Annotated in this window: 17 protein-coding genes; 9 read left to right on the forward strand and 8 right to left on the reverse strand. The window is 65.3% G+C overall.

All coding sequences use genetic code 11. The features are described from left to right. The first annotated feature begins 46 nt into the window (after positions 1–46). From ABZ677_RS17980 to ABZ677_RS17990, 3 genes are read left to right on the forward strand one after another with little or no spacing between them, the layout of a single operon-like run. The gene (locus ABZ677_RS17980; protein ID WP_037194403.1) at positions 47–760 is read left to right on the forward strand and encodes a GntR family transcriptional regulator; all 714 of its coding nucleotides are present in this window, start codon (positions 47–49) and stop codon (positions 758–760) included. Positions 761–787: 27 nt separating this feature from the next. Then, positions 788–1,948, forward strand: a complete 1,161-nt coding sequence (locus tag ABZ677_RS17985; protein ID WP_358371716.1) for a TIGR03364 family FAD-dependent oxidoreductase — start codon at positions 788–790, stop codon at positions 1,946–1,948. Positions 1,949–1,974: 26 nt separating this feature from the next. Continuing rightward, positions 1,975–2,577 carry a TetR/AcrR family transcriptional regulator gene (locus ABZ677_RS17990; protein ID WP_037194399.1) on the forward strand — a complete coding sequence of 201 codons (603 nt, stop codon included), beginning with the start codon at positions 1,975–1,977 and terminating at the stop codon, positions 2,575–2,577. Between the two features lie 28 nt (positions 2,578–2,605). Here the strand turns inward: ABZ677_RS17990 and ABZ677_RS17995 are convergent, their stop codons facing one another. The 5 genes from ABZ677_RS17995 to ABZ677_RS18015 form a co-directional block, all read right to left on the reverse strand. Further along, positions 2,606–3,829 (reverse strand): Dyp-type peroxidase, encoded by a 1,224-nt coding sequence (locus tag ABZ677_RS17995; RefSeq protein ID WP_094656922.1) that lies wholly within the window; start codon positions 3,827–3,829, stop codon positions 2,606–2,608. Further along, positions 3,822–4,376 (reverse strand): copper chaperone PCu(A)C, encoded by a 555-nt coding sequence (locus tag ABZ677_RS18000; protein WP_358371720.1) that lies wholly within the window; start codon positions 4,374–4,376, stop codon positions 3,822–3,824. Before ABZ677_RS18000 ends, ABZ677_RS17995 begins: the two co-directional genes overlap by 8 nt. After that, positions 4,373–5,848 (reverse strand): PepSY domain-containing protein, encoded by a 1,476-nt coding sequence (locus tag ABZ677_RS18005; RefSeq protein ID WP_358371722.1) that lies wholly within the window; start codon positions 5,846–5,848, stop codon positions 4,373–4,375. The genes ABZ677_RS18000 and ABZ677_RS18005 overlap by 4 nt, the downstream gene beginning before the upstream one ends. A 181-nt stretch (positions 5,849–6,029) precedes the next feature. Then, on the reverse strand, positions 6,030–6,560 hold the full coding sequence (locus tag ABZ677_RS18010) for a hypothetical protein (RefSeq protein ID WP_358371725.1): 531 nt from the start codon (positions 6,558–6,560) through the stop codon (positions 6,030–6,032). Between the two features lie 58 nt (positions 6,561–6,618). Beyond that, complete coding sequence (locus tag ABZ677_RS18015) at positions 6,619–7,191, reverse strand: TetR/AcrR family transcriptional regulator (RefSeq protein WP_037194388.1); 573 nt, start codon at positions 7,189–7,191, stop codon at positions 6,619–6,621. Between the two features lie 78 nt (positions 7,192–7,269). On the opposite strand from ABZ677_RS18015, the gene ABZ677_RS18020 reads away from it, so the two are divergent. After that, entirely contained in the window at positions 7,270–7,938 is a 669-nt protein-coding gene (locus ABZ677_RS18020; RefSeq protein ID WP_052047995.1) for an NAD(P)H-dependent oxidoreductase, read from the forward strand. Positions 7,939–7,953: 15 nt separating this feature from the next. Here ABZ677_RS18020 and ABZ677_RS18025 read toward each other — a convergent pair whose 3' ends face one another. Then, positions 7,954–8,373 (reverse strand): nitroreductase/quinone reductase family protein, encoded by a 420-nt coding sequence (locus tag ABZ677_RS18025; RefSeq protein WP_358371728.1) that lies wholly within the window; start codon positions 8,371–8,373, stop codon positions 7,954–7,956. A gap of 165 nt (positions 8,374–8,538) precedes the next feature. Here ABZ677_RS18025 and ABZ677_RS18030 point away from each other — a divergent pair, with 165 nt between their 5' ends. The 4 genes from ABZ677_RS18030 (at position 8,539) to ABZ677_RS18045 (ending at position 13,027) form a co-directional block, all read left to right on the forward strand. Then, positions 8,539–9,585, forward strand: coding sequence for an ABC transporter substrate-binding protein (locus tag ABZ677_RS18030; RefSeq protein ID WP_358371730.1), 1,047 nt, complete (start codon positions 8,539–8,541; stop codon positions 9,583–9,585). Positions 9,586–9,677: 92 nt separating this feature from the next. Then, positions 9,678–10,643 carry an iron chelate uptake ABC transporter family permease subunit gene (locus ABZ677_RS18035; RefSeq protein ID WP_358371874.1) on the forward strand — a complete coding sequence of 322 codons (966 nt, stop codon included), beginning with the start codon at positions 9,678–9,680 and terminating at the stop codon, positions 10,641–10,643. Beyond that, on the forward strand, positions 10,640–11,461 hold the full coding sequence (locus ABZ677_RS18040) for an ABC transporter ATP-binding protein (RefSeq protein ID WP_358371732.1): 822 nt from the start codon (positions 10,640–10,642) through the stop codon (positions 11,459–11,461). Before ABZ677_RS18035 ends, ABZ677_RS18040 begins: the two co-directional genes overlap by 4 nt. A gap of 60 nt (positions 11,462–11,521) precedes the next feature. Beyond that, on the forward strand, positions 11,522–13,027 hold the full coding sequence (locus ABZ677_RS18045; RefSeq protein ID WP_358371735.1) for a protein adenylyltransferase SelO: 1,506 nt from the start codon (positions 11,522–11,524) through the stop codon (positions 13,025–13,027). Between the two features lie 16 nt (positions 13,028–13,043). Here ABZ677_RS18045 and ABZ677_RS18050 read toward each other — a convergent pair whose 3' ends face one another. Beyond that, entirely contained in the window at positions 13,044–14,015 is a 972-nt protein-coding gene (locus tag ABZ677_RS18050) for a WYL domain-containing protein (protein WP_358371738.1), read from the reverse strand. 42 nt (positions 14,016–14,057) lie between these two features. On the opposite strand from ABZ677_RS18050, the gene ABZ677_RS18055 reads away from it, so the two are divergent. Further along, on the forward strand, positions 14,058–14,444 hold the full coding sequence (locus ABZ677_RS18055) for a VOC family protein (RefSeq protein WP_358371741.1): 387 nt from the start codon (positions 14,058–14,060) through the stop codon (positions 14,442–14,444). A 200-nt stretch (positions 14,445–14,644) separates the two neighbouring features. Here ABZ677_RS18055 and ABZ677_RS18060 read toward each other — a convergent pair whose 3' ends face one another. Beyond that, on the reverse strand, positions 14,645–15,823 hold the full coding sequence (locus ABZ677_RS18060) for an acyl-CoA dehydrogenase family protein (protein WP_358371744.1): 1,179 nt from the start codon (positions 15,821–15,823) through the stop codon (positions 14,645–14,647). Between the last annotated feature and the right edge of the window lie 3 nt (positions 15,824–15,826).

A 15,826-nucleotide genomic window follows, 5' to 3' on the forward strand; every position in this document is an offset into this window, starting at 1 on the left:
GTCGTGCGACGAATAGGTCTAGACCAATTGCTGCTATGGTTGGTCCATGGTCGTGGACACCGAACCTCGCGTACTCAAGCACCAGATCGTCCGCAGAAGTCTCGACGCCATGCTCGACGGCATGTCGGCGGGCGATGCGTTTCCTTCCGAGCGCGATCTCGCCGATCGATACGACGTGTCCCGCGAGACATTGCGTCAAGCCATCCGAGAACTGTTGGTAGCCGGTCGAATCGAACGACGGGGCCGTGCGACGGTTGTGGCCGAACCCAAAGTGGTGCTGCCGCTGGCCGTCGGCTCGTACACCGAGGCCGCGCGCGAGAAGGGTATGAGCGCTACCCGAATCCTGGTCGGTTGGGACGTGTTCCGAGCCGACGACGTTCTGGCGGAACTACTCGGCATCGAGACCGGTTCGGAGGTGGTCCAACTCGAACGCGTCTTCACCACGGGCGACGTCCGAGTCGGACTGGAGACGACTCGCATTCCCGCGTATCGGATTCCCGGGTTGCAGGACAGTTTCGATCACCGTTCCTCGCTGTACGCCGAATTGGCCGCACGGGGAATCGCTTTCGGACGCGTAGTCGACACCATCGAAACCGTCCTCCCCGATGCCCGAGAAGCCGCACTGCTCACCGTCGACACCCGGACACCGATGTTTCTGCTCGGCCGCGTCTCCTACGACACGGCCGGGGTTCCCATCGAACACCGACGATCGCTCTATCGCGGAGACCGGATGACCTTCACCGCTGTCATGGACGCCTGACATGACCTCTCGAGAAAGACGCCTGACATGACATCGACGTACGACGTCGTGGTCGTCGGGGCCGGCATCGTCGGTCTCGCACACGCTTATCACGCCCATCGGCGCGGACTCGCCGTGGCGGTGGTCGATCATGCCGATCGTGTCGCAGGTGCCTCGGTGCAGAATTTCGGACACGCCTGCATCACTGCGCAATCCGGCACTGCACTCGAATACGCTCGAGTCGGCCGCAGTCATTGGCTCGACCTTGCAGGCAAGGCCGGCTTCTGGGCTGCGGAAGCGGGGACGCATTGTGTTGCCCGGCACGAGGACGAATACACGGTGCTCGAGCAGTTCGCCGAACTGCGAGGGAAAGAGCAGGTACAACTGCTCGACCGCGCCGAGATATCGAGCCGACTGCCCATCGCGCACGCCGACGTCGTAGGCGGCATGTACATGCCGACCGATGTTCAGGTCGACCCGCGTGCCGCCGCACCTGCCATCGCGCGCTGGCTCGCCGACTCCGGGGTGGACTTCCACTGGCGCACCGCTGCAACGTCGTTCACCCCGGGCGTCGTCCACACCTCGCGCGGCGAACTGCATGCCGGCACCACGTTCGTCACCGTCAACCACGACATCGATCGCCTGTTTCCCGAGAGCGCCGAACGCGGCGGACTGGTGCGATGCAGGCTGCACATGCTGCGCGCCACGCTGCCGCTGCGTGCGCCGCTGCCCACCCCGCTGTTCACCGGCTGGTCCCTGCTCCGGTACTCGGGTTTCGAGAACCTGCCGGCCGTCGCAGACGTCGCCGCCCGCCTGCAGGCCGAGCATCCCGAGTACGTCGAACTCGACCTGCACCAGATGTACACCCCGCAATCGGACGGCTCGATCCTGCTGGGCGACACACATGTTCGCGAGATCACCGCGTCGCCGTTCCAGAGCGAGCGCGGCTTCGAGGTGTTGGTCACCGAAGCGAAGGCCCTGTTCGGGGTCGACCGCGTGGACGTCACGGAGCGGTGGCAGGGAACGTACTGCTCGGCACCGGGCTCGGAGTTCCTGCTGGAAGAACCGGTCGATCGCGTGTACGTCGCCACCGTCACCACCGGAATAGGCATGACGACCAGCATGGGCCTTGCGCTGTCCAACGTCGACAGCGCTCTGACCCCGGTCGCGCGGCGAGAGACCCGCCCTCGGCTCACCGCGCACAACTGAGCACATCTTCGTGTCAAGATGTAGCCATGCCGCCCGTCGTTCGTCCCTACAGAGGCGTCGCCGCCGACGAACGTCGACGTGAGCGACGCGAGAAGCTGCTCGACGCGTGCCTCGACGCGGTAGCGGAGTCCGGTGTCTCCACCGTCACGGTCGACGACATCTGTGCCCGCGCCGGCCTTTCCAAGCGCTACTTCTACGAGAGCTTCGGTGACCGCGACGCCATCCTCGTCTCTGCACTCGACGACGTGATCGATACCGTGGGAACCGCACTGAACGAGCTCGAGCAGGAACATGGATCGACGGAAGAACGCGTCGCACACACCGCCGCGGCCTTGGTGCGCGCTCTCACCGCCGATCCACGGTCCTCCCTGCTGTACACCGAGGCGTCGGCCAATCCCGCACTCGAGGACCGGCGCCGACAGATGGTCGACAGGTTCACCCCACTGCTGATGAAAGCAGTGCTCGACGCCGATCCTGCGGACCCCCGCGCCGAGGCAGCCACCGTGCTGATGATCGCCGGGACGACCGAACTTCTCGACCGATGGCTGCGCGGCACTCTGACATTCACCGAAGCCGAGTTCGTCGACACGTTGACCGCGCTCGGCGTCGCCCTGGCAACCTCGTTCTGAGTCGCGGGATCCGCACCTGTCGGCGCAGTCACCCGAGCAGGCTCTGACCCAGATAGCCGTCGTCGACCACTCCCGGCAGTATCGCGAACACCGCGGACCCGATCGGCGTCGTCCATTCGTTCAGTGCATCGAACTCGTCGAGGCGCTGCTGAATCGGTAGGAACTGGGTCAGCACATCGCGCTGATAGCTCGCGAACAGCAGCCCGGAGTTCGACACCGAACCGGGAGCAGGTGGATCGTCGTAGTTGTACGCCCGCCGGAAGATTCGCTCGCCGTCGTGAAGGTGCCGTGCCCTCGCGATGTGCGAGGACGGCGGGATGACCGGAATGCCGAATCGATCGGTCACGTCGAAATCGGCCTCGTCGAACTCTGCGGTTCCGGTCAACGGGGCACCGGTGTCGAGAGTTCTCCCCACCGACAACTCCCGGCCCGGTCGGTCCAGTTCGTCCCAGGTGTCCATCTCGATTCGTATGCGACGCAACACCATCGACGTTCCGTGCTGCATCCAGGGCTGGTCGCTGCCGTCGTCCCAGACCAGGCCGTCGAAGTCGGTACTTCCGGCCTTCGGATTGACGGTACCGTCGACCTGCCCCATCAGATTGCGCATCGTGGTGCCCGATTCCTCGGTACCCCGCGAGCGCCGGAACCCGCGCTGCGTCCAGGCGATCGTCACCAACGAGCGAACGTTCTTGGTGAGTACCCGAAGGGCGTGTGCAACGGTGACAGGATCGTCCGAGCACACCTGCAGCAGCAGATCTCCACCGGTGAATTCCGGTTCCAGACGGTCGATTCCGAAGGCAGGAAGCGGTGCCAGCCACGACGGCCGCCGATCCGGCAGACCGATCGCATCGAACACCCCGGGGCCGAGTCCGACGGTCACCGTCAGGCGTGCGGGCCGAAGCGCCAGTTCGGCTTCGGTATCGGCCAGCGCGGGTGCACCGGCAGTGAGCCGTCCGATGTCCTCGGTCCAGACCTTCAGAATCCCGATCAGCTCGTCGCGCCCGACTCGATCGTGCAAGGTCAGCCCGACGAACGTCGAGTGTGCCTGTGGCGGAACCGTATCGATGCCCGCTTGATGCAGGCCACGCCACGGCACCGTGTCACCTCCGGTGGCCGTCTCCTCGGCCCGGTTGCCGATGATTCCGTAACCGGTCGCGGCTCCCACCCCCGCGACTCCGAGCGCGGCGACGCCTCCACCGAGGAGACGTCGCCGGCTCAGCGAGCGTGGTGACCGGTTGTCGTTGTCAGCCACCGGGTGTCGGGGCAGGGGTTGCCGACCCGTCCATGTCCATGTCCATGCTGCCCGGCTCGTAGTTCTCCTGGGCACCGGAGAAGTCACGAACCTGCGCGGTGAACGTCGTACTCGACGCATCCTCGAACTCGAGGGTGAACTCCGCGTCGGCTCCTGGAGTGAGCGGAGAGGTCACATCCATGAGCATCAAATGGTCGCCGCCCGCGGCGAGCACATGCGTTCCGCCCGCCGGAATGACGAAGCCGCCCTCCTTCGGACGCATCACCATCGCTCCGTCGGCCCCGGTTGCCATCTCGTGCAGTTCCATTGTGCTCGACGCCGGCGACGACGCACCGACCACGTGCACATCGGAGTCGCCGGTGTTCTGCAATTCGGCGAACGCCGCGGTCATACCGGAGTCGGCGGCTTTGACCCACTGCTCCCGGACGACAACGGAATCGGACTCCTTCGCCGCGGCGGCCGGCTCGTTGCTGGAACATCCGGTGAGGATCAGACCGGTGACCGACAGTGCGGCCAACAAGGTCGAGGTACGTCGGGAGAGTGTCATGCGAGTTCGCTTTCGTGTCGAGAGGCAGCAGCATTGGCGGTTCTGGTCCGTGCTCGACGGATCGAGCCGAGGACCACGTCGACGGCGAGGAACGCCACCAGGCTCAGCCCGAGGAGTGGGACGAACCAGCCGACAGCAACCGCGACAACCGTCAGTGCGACGACGGACATCGGTGAGATTCGGCGAATGCCGCCGCGCAGCGGGGGACGCCCCGCGGTGAGGCCGGTTGCCTTGGTGGGACGGCGTTTCCACCACATCATGTAACCGCGGACGATGACCGATGCCAGAGCGACCGCAAGTGCAAGCAGCGCAAGCTGATTGGCTACACCGAACAGAGTCCCCATGTGCAGTTGGATACCCCAGGCCGAGAGCTTGGCAGCAAGGGGCCAGTCGGAGAAGTACAGGGTGTCGATCACCGTGCCGTTACTGCCGTCGATCGAGATGGAGTTGTTCGACATCACCCAGGGCTGACGGGTCTCGGCGACGACGAACGCTGCGTCGTCCGACGCCGGGATCGACGCCTCCACCGCCCCGTCGATACCGTTGGCCTTCGCGATGCCGAGGACCGAATCGATGCGACCGACGTTGTCGTCGGTCATCGACGCGTCGGCCGACATGTCCATCGAATGACCGCCGTGACCGGAGTGGTCACCCGTCGTCGTCGCCTCGGAGGAACCGATGGTCTTGGTGATGGCGGGGGTGGTCCAGCTCAGCGCCGTGCGGAGGTCGGTGACGTTCTCGCCCGCGTAGGTGGACCACGTGAGTCCGGTGGCGGACAGGAAGGTCAGACCCACAGCGATCCAGATTCCCGCCACTCCGTGCCAGTTCAAAGACCGATTGCGCCCCTTCGACTTTCGATCGAAAGTGAGCAGTCGTGCCTTGTCGCGGTTGCGTCGATAGCGCTCGAACCACAGGTAGAGGCCGCCGAGCGCGATCACCCACAGCCACGAGGCGGCGAGTTCGCTGTAGAGGCGACCGGGTTCACCCAGGTGCAGATGGCGATGCAGCTCGGAGATCCAGGTACGCACAGGCAATGAGCCGGACGAGCCGTACACCGTCAGCTCGCCCACGGACGTCGCGGTCGCGGGATCGACGAAGACGGCCAGCCGCTTCGATTCACCGAGGGTGGGGTCGGTGAACATCACTCGGGTGGTGTCGCCTGCTTCGGCTGCGGGGCGAACGGCGGCGACGGTGAGATCGGGTCGTTCGGCCTGCGCTGCGCGTATCTGATCCGCCACCGGCACGGCCGGGCCGGTGGCGTCGACGTGCAGGTAGTCCCGATACATGAGCTGTTCGATGGTCGGTGCGACGGCGTACAGCCCGCCGCTGATGGTGGCGATGAGAATGAACGGTGCAACGAGAATGCCCGCATAGAAGTGCAGCCGCAGGATCAGCGGACGCCAGCTGCGAGGGCTTGTCGGACGGGTGGGCGGGGAAGGATCGGCGACGCGTTCCATTTCGGGTGTGGACACGAGGTCTCGTTTCGTGAAGAGATGAGTGGGCGCGCGGATGTGCGCGAGGTGGCATCGCCTACGGGACCGGGCCCCGCGGAGGCAGCGTGAATCACCGAGAGTGCGATGTGCGGTGTCGAATGCGGCAGCAACCCACTACCCGACGCCTGACGAGCAGGGCGGGCGAGACGGTGGGGTGTGCTCAGGCAGTTCGAGCCGGTGGTCCGCGGTTTCCGCAGCCCGAAAGGTCGAGAAGTCGTGGTGATCCCGGGATCCGGTACACCGGGAGTGGTGGGGCGATGCGATTGTCGTCGACGACGAGCGCTGCCAGCATCGGCAGTGTTTCGCGGAGCGAGGTGACCGCGCGCCGGATTCCGTGCTCGGCTCCGCGGATGGCAAGTGCGCCGAGCAGGACGGCAACGGCGTGCGCGGCGAGCATCTGCTGGGTGAGCATCGAACCGTGATGGTGACCGTCGACGGCGGTGAGCAGCAGGTGACCGATCGCCTGCGCCGTGGCCAGAACGACCAGCAGCTGCGCCCGGGGTGCTCCCGCTGTCGGTGCCACCGATGTCGCGTATCCGGCCGCCGCGCACACAAGCACCAGCAGCACTATCGCCGCGTCCGAGGGGAACATCCCACCGCCGAAGGTGTGTGCCGTGGCTGTGACCAGTGCGGACAGAGCGCCCACGGAGGCACCGCGCAGAGGCGCGAACCCATCCGTGGTGGCAGACATGAACGGGATACTACTACCAACTACTCGCCGTAGTAGCACGCAGCGGGCCGGCGAGCAGTCAGGACTTACCCACGACGGCCACGATCAACTCCGTCAGCTCCTCGGTTGCCTCGTCACGGGTGAGTGACCCCGAGACAGCGGCATGTGACAACGCATCCGCAGCACCGAAGATCGCCGTGAGCGCGGGCGTCGAGATACCACCGATGCCGAACGGCTCGAGTATCGCTCGGCAACGTTCGGAGTACGCCCGCTCGGCAGCGCGCTTGACCTGTTCGAGTTCCGGTGAACCTTCCAGCGCAGCAAGCACACCCGTCAGCTCCCGCCCCTGAGCCGAAGCACAACCCACGTAGGAGTTCGCAATCGCCCGTGCGCGGCCGTCGAGCGACACCGATGCGGCGTCGAGGGATTCCTCGAGCATGGCCGTTTGCCGGTCGTCGAATTCCGTGAACAACGCTGCGAGCAATTCCGCACGTGAGCCGAAGTGGCTGTACACCACGGGCTTTGCAACACCGGCGTGTTCAGCCAGCCGGCCCAATGTCAGCGCGTCGGCGCCCTCGGCCCGCACGAGAGCCCACGAGACCTCGACCAGTTGGTCGTATCTGTCCGATCGGGACAGTCTCGTCCGAGCCATCACGGGCCTCCTTGCGCTATATACGAATAGTAACATACTCTTGGTACATAGCCGTTTGCCTCATCGAAGGAACCAGCCATGACCACACTTGTCGTAGTTTCCCATTCCGATCCCGACTCCCTCACCCACCGTGCCGCCGGATCCATTTCGGACGCGATCCGCACCGCGGGCGACACGGTCGAGACGGCCGACCTCGCTGCGGAGAACTTCGATCCCCGATTTTCCACAGCCGACCTGAATCTGTTCCGCGGCAACGGAACCGTGCCTGCTGACGTAGTTGCAGAGCAACAGAGAATCGACCGAGCCGACCACCTGGTTCTGGTCTTCCCGATGTACTGGTGGTCGATGCCCGCCCTGCTGAAAGGGTGGATCGATCGCGTCTTCGTCAGCGGATGGGCGTACGAGTACAGCCCGGGAGTCGAGTTCGTCAAGAAGCTGGATCGCCTCACCGTCCACCTGGTGGTGATCGCAGGCGACGACGCCGAGAGCTTCGAACGCCACGGTGTGTACGACGCATTCCGCACACAGATCGAGCGCGGTATCGTCGAATACTGCGGAGCCACAGTCGGTTCCACCACATTCGTGTACGAGTCGGACACCAGAGACCGGGACGACCTCGCTGCCCAGATCACCGATATCGGTATCGCTGTTGCCGGTCGGACACGACATCGGCCACCGAGCGTCGACACTCGTCACACGCCGGCACTGGCCGACTCGAATCGAGTTGCTGCGATGCAGAACCGGTAAGGAGGCATCGTCCGGTCAGGCCGGCGTCAACCGAAAGATCGGGAACCGTCGCCCCTCGGCTGTCTCGACGTACTTCGCGAAGCCCTCGGACGCGTCCAAGAATTTCTGCCAGTTCGCGTCCCACTCGTCGTCGGGGATTTCCGACACGGTCACCGAGATGGTGCGGACGGCACCGTCTCCGGGAACCTCGACGTCGATTGCCGGGTGTGCGCGCAGGTTGTGCACCCAGGCAGGATCCTTGGGTGAGCCGGCGGCCGACCCGACGATCAGCCAGCTTTCGCCCTCCGGGATCGCCATCAAGGGGTTCAACCGAACCTCGCCGCTCCTGGCACCTATGGAGTGCAGAACGACGAGCGCATCGCCGAACCCCGCCGTGGACACATGTCCGCCGTTGCTGCGGAACTCGTCGATGATCATCTGGTTGAAGTCGGCCATACAACGAGTATGACGCGCAGCACGTCGCACCGGACGTGATCGCATCCTGCGATTTCCATCGACGAGAACCAAAGGTTAGCCTGTGCTCATACGCACCTCGGTGCGCACCGCCGTCGGGCGATCCCCGACGGCTCGTTGCTGTCTGAACCCGAAGGACAATCTCACATGCTCGATGTTCGTCGCCGCGCAGGCACCCTCGCCGCCGCTGCCGCCCTGGTCGGATCGCTCGTCGCGTGCGGAGCATCCGAGGAGGTACCGGACGCGGCCGCGGAAGCCACCGATGGTGGGACGTCCTATCCGCTGACGATCGAGAACTGCGGCGAAACGGTCACCTTCGACTCCGCCCCGCAGCGCGTGGTCTCGCTCGACCAGAACTCCACCGAAATCCTTCTCTCACTCGGTGTGCAGGACCGTATGGTGGGCACCGCGTCCTGGACCGATCCGGTCCGCGAGAACCTCGCCGACGCGAACGCCTCGGTTCCCCGACTGGCCGACAACGCCCCCACCTACGAGGTCGTGGTCGATACCGAACCCGACCTCGTCACCGCCTCGTTCGGACGCCACTTCGAGCAGGGCGGCGTCGCGCAGCGTTCGCGCTTCACCGAAACCGGTGCCGCCACGTATCTTTCCCCCACCGACTGCGACGCCGGCCGCAGTGTCAACGGAGGCAACACCCGAACGACGCCACTCACGATGGAGTCGCTATACCAGGAGATCACCGAACTCGCAGCGATCTTCGACGTCAACGAGCGCGGTGCCGAATTCGTCGAAGAACTGAAGACCCGCATGGCCGACGCCACCGCGCGAACCGCAAATGCCGATGTGTCCGTGGCCTTCTGGTTCGCGGACACCAAGAGCCCCTACGTCGCAGGCGGACGCGGCTCGGCCGATCTGCTCGCCAGAACGGTCGGAATGACGAACGTCTTCGCCGATACCGACGACGACTGGCCCGCCGTCGGCTGGGAGACCATGGTGGATCGGGATCCGACCGTCCTCGTACTGGGTGACCTGGCCCGCAATCGCTTCCCCGGTGACCTGCTCGCCGACAAGATCGCATTCCTCGAGTCCGACCCCGTCACCAGCACGATGGCCGCCGTCCGCGACAAGCGCTACATCTCGCTGCACGGCGCGGAGATGAACCCGTCGATCCGGGCCGTCGACGGCGTCGAAAAGGTGTCGGCCGGACTGCGCGACCTGGGACTGTCGTCCTGACCGCGACCATCACCCCGCGGCGGACCGCCCAGCGATCGCACACCGACCTGTGGCGTTGGGGGTTGGCTCTGCTGGGCGGTGTCGTGCTGTGTGTGGTGTCTGTTCTCGTCGCCATCACGCTCGGGCCCGCGAACATCTCGCTGGTCAACGTTCGCGATGTGGTGCTCAACCATCTCGGCGTCACCGATGTGCCGGTGAAAGTGTCGAAGAACGCGATCGTCTGGGAGGAACGGCTCCCCCGAGCACTCGTCGCTGCGGCCAGTGGCGTCGGACTCGGCATCTGCGGTGTCATCATGCAGTCGCTCCTGCGTAATCCGCTGGCGGACCCGTTCGTGCTCGGTGTCTCCTCGGGCGCCTCGACGGGTGCCGTCGTGGTCGGCGTTCTCGGTATCGGCGGGGCCGCACTCGGGCTGTCCGGTGGTGCGTTCATCGGGGCGCTCGTCGCGTTCGGACTGGTGTTGTTTCTCGCCCGAATGTCCGGCAGTGGAAACGATCGCGTCATCCTCGCCGGTGTCGCGACCACTCAATTGTTCTCGGCCCTGACGTCTTTCGTGATCTTTGCATTCGCGGACTCGGACGAGACGCGCGGCGTGATGTTCTGGCTCCTCGGTTCGTTCGAGGGTGTGCGATGGAACGACGTCGTGCTGTGTGTGACCGTGGCCGGCATCGGCGCGGTGGTGTGCTGCTACTACGCGTATGTGCTCGACGCGTTCGCGTTCGGCAACTCGGTGGCGTCTTCGCTCGGCTTCGATGTCAAGAGGGTCCGCTCGGCTCTGCTCGTCGGCACCGCCCTGATCACCGCGACGTTGGTCAGCGTGGCCGGTGCCATCGGTTTCGTCGGCCTCATCCTTCCGCACGCAGCGCGACTGTTGGTGGGTCCCAACCACAGCCGCCTCGTGCCCACCACTGCCGTAATCGGCGCGATCTTCATGGTGTGGGTCGACGCCCTCTCCCGAGTCGCGTTCGCCCCGACCCCACTGCCCGTGGGCGTCGGGACCGCGCTGGTCGGCGTTCCCGCCTTCATCGCAATCATGGCCCGTAAGAGGGGAATTCGATGACACTGCACGCGTCGAACGTCTCCTGGAAACGCGGCGGCGCTCTGGTCGTCGACGGAGTGACGCTGCACCCCGCGCCCGGCCGAACGGTGGGATTGTTGGGGCCCAACGGTTCCGGAAAGTCCTCACTGCTCCACCTGCTGGCCGGGGCGGTATCGCCCACCTCAGGCACCGTCGAACTGGACGGCACCGGGCTCGCTTCGCTCAAGCGCAAACACATTGCCCGCGCCGTCGCGGTCGTCGGACAGCACGCGCACACCGACGTCGACGTGACGGTCGGCGATGTCGTGCGTCTGGGACGCATCCCGCATCGGGGGGCGTTCGGTGGAAGCGACCTGGACGACATCGCCGTGGACGATGCGCTCGCGCAGACCGGACTCACCGACAAAGCGGATCGATTGTGGCGCACGCTCTCCGGCGGTGAGCAGCAGCGGGCGCATATCGCACGCGCTCTCGCCCAGCAGCCCCGCGAGATGTTGCTGGACGAGCCGACCAACCACCTCGACATCCATCACCAGCTCGAATTACTGGCCCTCGTCGCTCGTCTGCCGATCACCAGCATCGTTGCGCTGCACGACCTGAACCTGGCCGCGATGTTCTGCGACGAGGTGTTGGTGCTCCACGACGGCAAGGTCGTCGCAGGAGGCACACCTGCGGACGTGCTGACCGAAGAACTCATCGCCGAGGTGTATCGAGTGCGGGCGCGCGTTTCGGTGGACGGCGACGACGGACGAGTGCACATCCGCTTCGATGCAGCGGCCGGGTACGAGACCGTCGATGGGAAGCAGGACACCAGCGTGACAGCGGTTTCTCGCCTCTGATCGGCATCGGATTGCAGTCCCCCGGGGATTGGGTGCCACGATTCGTGGTACCCCTGAACCATGAGCGAATCCATCAGGCCTGAAGTGTCGACCACGAGCCTGCCCGCATTCGGGTTCGAGTCGACGTTGGCCGACGAGGTTCCCGGCGTCACCCTGCCGTGGCAGGGGGCCCACGCACCTGACCCTCGCGTGCTGATTCTCAACGACGGCCTGGCCCGGTCACTCGCGCTCGACCCGGCGTCCTTGGCCACCGCCGAGGGGGCAGGCGTGCTGTCCGGGTCCATTCCTCCGGCCGGGACCGCCACCGTGGCGATGGCGTACGCGGGTCATCAGTTCGGCAGCTTCCAACCACTGCTGGGCGACGGCCGAGCACTGCTGCTCGGCGAGCTTCGCGACGAGCAGGGGCGTCGAATCGATCTGCATCTCAAGGGGTCCGGAGCAACGCCGTTCTCACGTGGTGGCGACGGACGGGCTGTGGTCGCAGCCATGCTGCGCGAGTACCTGATCAGCGAGGCAATGCATGCCTTGCACATCCCCACCACCCGCTCACTCGCGGTGGTCACGACCGGGGAACAGGTGGTGCGCGAAGGAGGTCCGCAACCCGGAGCGGTACTCGCCAGGGTCGCGTCCAGCCATCTGCGGGTGGGCACGTTCGAGTTCGCTGCCCGGCGTGAGGGGCTCACACAGCCCCTCGCCGACCATGCCATCGCCCGCCACTACCCCGCACTCGTCGAGCTGCCTGCCGAGGATCGCTACCTCGCATTCTTCGAGGCCGTCGTCGAAGCCCAAGCATCGCTTGTCGCGCAATGGATGTCGGTCGGATTCGTACACGGTGTCATGAACACCGACAACACGACCATCTCCGGCGAGACCATCGACTACGGGCCGTGTGCTTTCCTGGACGCCTACGATCCGGCTACGGTGTTCAGCTCCATCGACCACGGCGGACGCTACGCCTACGGCAATCAACCCGCAGTGCTCGGCTGGAATCTGGCCAGATTCGGCGAAACACTACTGCCACTGGTCGATTCGACGCCCGATACCGCAATCACAGCTCTCACAGCGGTCCTGGACACGTACGGGGAACGCTACCGCCGACACTACGCGGCCGCGATGTCCGCCAAACTCGGCCTGGGAGACGGGGTCGTCGACGCGGAGCTGGTCGACGACCTGCACCGGGTGCTCACGGACCACCGCGTCGACTGGACCCTGGCCTTCCGCGCGCTCGCGGACAACCTACGCGGGCACTCGTCACCGTTCGACTCCCTCGTTCCGCCGGACGCGTCCTCGACGTGGCTGAATCGTTGGCGTACTGCGGTTTCGGCACGGGGACAGAACTTCTCGTCGATCGCCGACGCCATGGACCGCGTGAACCCGGCGTACATTCCTCGCAACCATCTGGTGGACGCCGCACTCGGATCCGCCACAGCGGGCGATCTCGAGCCGTTCGAGCGTCTGCTCGACGTCGTCACGTCACCGTTCGACCGACGCGAGGACCGGTCGGACTACGCCCTGCCTGCGCCCGAGAAGTTCAGTGCAGGATTTCAGACCTTCTGCGGTACCTGAATCAGATCGTCGACCACTACTTCGGCACGCCTGCCGAGGCCGAGTTTCGTTGTGCGAGTACTGCAAAAGCGTCTCTCAACTCCGCGGGGCCGACCACGTCGACATCGGCGTCGAAATGGTTCAGAGTTGCCGCGAGAGCTATCCACGACCACGACCCGCCCGTCAGACCACATCGGTCGGGCCCCAGATCCTCGACGACACTCACGCCGGCGAACGGCAGAACCTCACGGGCCGGTCGGTGCAGAATCACGGTACCGACGCACGGCCATCGGTTCACCGAATCGGAGCCCTTGAACCTGGCCGAGACGAATTCCGCCGCATCGCCGCCCGGGATCGGTCGCGGCTCGAACCGTGGGCCGTCGGGCGTTCGTAAGGTGATGCGATCGGCACGGAAGACGCGCCAATCGGCGCGATCGCGACTCCACGCGACCAGATACCACCGTCCCAGCGAGGTGACGAGGTGGTGCGGTTCCACTGTGCGGGGCGGTCGCGCCTCGGCGTCGCTCCGGCCCCCGTAATCGAATCTGAGCACTACGCGAGACCGCACCGCGGCAGACAACGCAACGAGTACGTCCGTCGACACCGGGGCCGGATCGCTACCGCCCGGTGGATGAGTGATCGACGTGAATTGGAGTGCATCCACGCGATGCCTCAGCCGGGAAGGCAGCACCTGCCGGACCGTGGACAGGGCGCGCACTGCCGGTTCTTCCAATGCCGCGCCGACCGATCGCAGCGCCACCGTGAGCGCTACCACCTGGTCGTCATCGAAGAGCAACGGCGGCAACTGGTTTCCCGCGTCGAGGCGGTAGCCGCCCTCGGGACCCATCGACGCAGCGATGTTGTATCCCAGCTCGCGGAGGCGGTCGACGTCGCGTCGAACCGTGCGTGGGCTGACCTCCAAGCGCTCGGCGAGCACGCTGCCCGGCCAGTCCCGAGTGGTCTGCAGCAACGACAACAGGGTCAGCAGTCGGGAGGTGGTCGCCGTCATCTTTTCGATCGTAGGCGGAGTGGAGGACAGAAACTGACCTACATGACTGCCACAGTCGAATCACCGGGGAACGCCCCCGCACGTCGACAGCAGCAGGAGTACACGATGAGCATCCTCACCACCACCCACTTGAACTTTCGCGGTGACGCCCGAGCGGCCCTGGAGTTCTATGCGTCGGTATTCGGTGGACAGACGGCAATCTCGACCTACGGCGATTTCGGGATGCCCAAGGACCTTCCTGGGGCCGACAAAGTCGTTTTCGGTCAGGTGGAGAACCAGGACGGCTTTCGGATCATGGCCTACGACATTCCCGGCCGGACCGCCGATTCGACCGAGGTCACCGGCCACACCTACCGTGAACACGGCACCACCGTCACCGATCAGCCCTTCTTCGTCTCGGTCCGCGGCCACACCATCGACGAGGTATAGGGCTACTGGGACGCTCTCTGCACCGAGGGAAAGATCATCGAACCTTTCGCCGCGTCATCGTGGAGCCCCGGCTTCGGGATGGTCACCGACCGGTTCGGTGTGACCTGGTCCCTCGACGTGGCGCCCGCGCACGCCGAATGACGAGTTGGGCTGCGACGTGAATTACTTTTCGTCGCAGCCCAACTCGTGCGTTCCGATGCTCACGAGGTCCGCTTCTGTTCCGCTCTGATCAAGCCACCGCCGACGATCAACCGCTGAATTTCGCTCGTGCCCTCGTACAACCGAAGCAGCCGTACATCCCGGTAGATGCGCTCGACCGGAACCTCCCGCATGTACCCGGCACCGCCGTGAATCTGGACCGCCAGATCGGCGACCCTGCCAACCATCTCGGTGCAGAACAACTTCACCGCAGACGGCGCGATACGTCGATCGGTCTCCTGCACCCATGCCCGCGCAGCCTCACGCACCATCGCCCGTCCCGCCATCACACCGACCTGCTGGTCGGCGATCATCGCCTGCACCAACTGGAAGTTACCGATCGACTCACCGCCCTGAGTGGACGCCGCGGCATAGGACACCGACTCGTCCAACGCACGCTGCGCCTGACCGACGGCCAGCGCCGCGATATGCACCCGCCCCCGCGCCAACGACGTCATCGCCGCCTTGTAGCCGATGTCGCCATTGCCGCCGACCAGTGCGTCGGCCTCGACCCGCACGTCGGCGAAGTTCACATCGGCCGTCCCGGAACCCTGCTGCCCCATCTTCGCGTCCTTGACGCCCACGTCGATCCCGGCGGTGTCGGCAGGGACCAGGAATACCGCGATACCGTTGCCACTCTGCGGTTTCGGATCCAACTTGGCAAACACGACGAACATGTTCGCAATCGGCGCATTGGTGATGTATCGCTTGCTGCCGTTGATGACCCACCCGGTGCCGTCGACCGTCGCCGTCGTCTTCAAGCCCGCCGGATTCGACCCTGCCCCGTCCTCGGTCAACGCAAAGGACGCCACGATGTCGCCCGATGCCATGCCCGGCAACCACGTCGCTTTCTGCTTCTCGGTACCGAACCCCACGAGCACCTGCCCGGCGATCCCGTTGTTGGTGCCGAACATCGATCGCAGCGACAACGAGGTGTACCCGAGCTCCATCGCGAACTCGACGTCCTGAATCAGGTTCAGGCCCAGCCCACCCCACTCCTGCGGAAGCGCGTAGCCGAACAGTCCCATCTCCGAGGCCTGCTTCCGCAGATCCTCGGGAATCGAATCGGTGTTCATGATCTCTAGCTCGCGAGGCACAACACGCGATCGCACGAACTGCGAGATCTGCTTCAACACGTCCGCGAAGACGTCATCCGGTACATCGGGATTCAGCGTGTCCATAGG

Origin of the sequence: Rhodococcus sp. NPDC006774 (genome assembly GCF_040636045.1) — a bacterium.
Classification (GTDB): Bacteria; Actinomycetota; Actinomycetes; order Mycobacteriales; family Mycobacteriaceae; genus Rhodococcoides.

Bases quoted from the DNA above. Each gene is read 5' to 3' on its own strand.
- ABZ677_RS17980 (WP_037194403.1), top strand. From the start codon at position 47: ATGGTCGTGGACACCGAACCTCGCGTACTCAAGCACCAGATCGTCCGC.
- ABZ677_RS17985 (WP_358371716.1), top strand. From the start codon at position 788: ATGACATCGACGTACGACGTCGTGGTCGTCGGGGCCGGCATCGTCGGT.
- ABZ677_RS17990 (WP_037194399.1), top strand. From the start codon at position 1,975: ATGCCGCCCGTCGTTCGTCCCTACAGAGGCGTCGCCGCCGACGAACGT.
- ABZ677_RS18000 (WP_358371720.1), bottom strand. From the start codon at position 4,376: ATGACACTCTCCCGACGTACCTCGACCTTGTTGGCCGCACTGTCGGTC.
- ABZ677_RS18010 (WP_358371725.1), bottom strand. From the start codon at position 6,560: ATGTCTGCCACCACGGATGGGTTCGCGCCTCTGCGCGGTGCCTCCGTG.
- ABZ677_RS18015 (WP_037194388.1), bottom strand. From the start codon at position 7,191: ATGGCTCGGACGAGACTGTCCCGATCGGACAGATACGACCAACTGGTC.
- ABZ677_RS18020 (WP_052047995.1), top strand. From the start codon at position 7,270: ATGACCACACTTGTCGTAGTTTCCCATTCCGATCCCGACTCCCTCACC.
- ABZ677_RS18025 (WP_358371728.1), bottom strand. From the start codon at position 8,373: ATGGCCGACTTCAACCAGATGATCATCGACGAGTTCCGCAGCAACGGC.
- ABZ677_RS18030 (WP_358371730.1), top strand. From the start codon at position 8,539: ATGCTCGATGTTCGTCGCCGCGCAGGCACCCTCGCCGCCGCTGCCGCC.
- ABZ677_RS18040 (WP_358371732.1), top strand. From the start codon at position 10,640: ATGACACTGCACGCGTCGAACGTCTCCTGGAAACGCGGCGGCGCTCTG.
- ABZ677_RS18045 (WP_358371735.1), top strand. From the start codon at position 11,522: ATGAGCGAATCCATCAGGCCTGAAGTGTCGACCACGAGCCTGCCCGCA.
- ABZ677_RS18050 (WP_358371738.1), bottom strand. From the start codon at position 14,015: ATGACGGCGACCACCTCCCGACTGCTGACCCTGTTGTCGTTGCTGCAG.
- ABZ677_RS18055 (WP_358371741.1), top strand. From the start codon at position 14,058: ATGACTGCCACAGTCGAATCACCGGGGAACGCCCCCGCACGTCGACAG.
- ABZ677_RS18060 (WP_358371744.1), bottom strand. From the start codon at position 15,823: ATGGACACGCTGAATCCCGATGTACCGGATGACGTCTTCGCGGACGTG.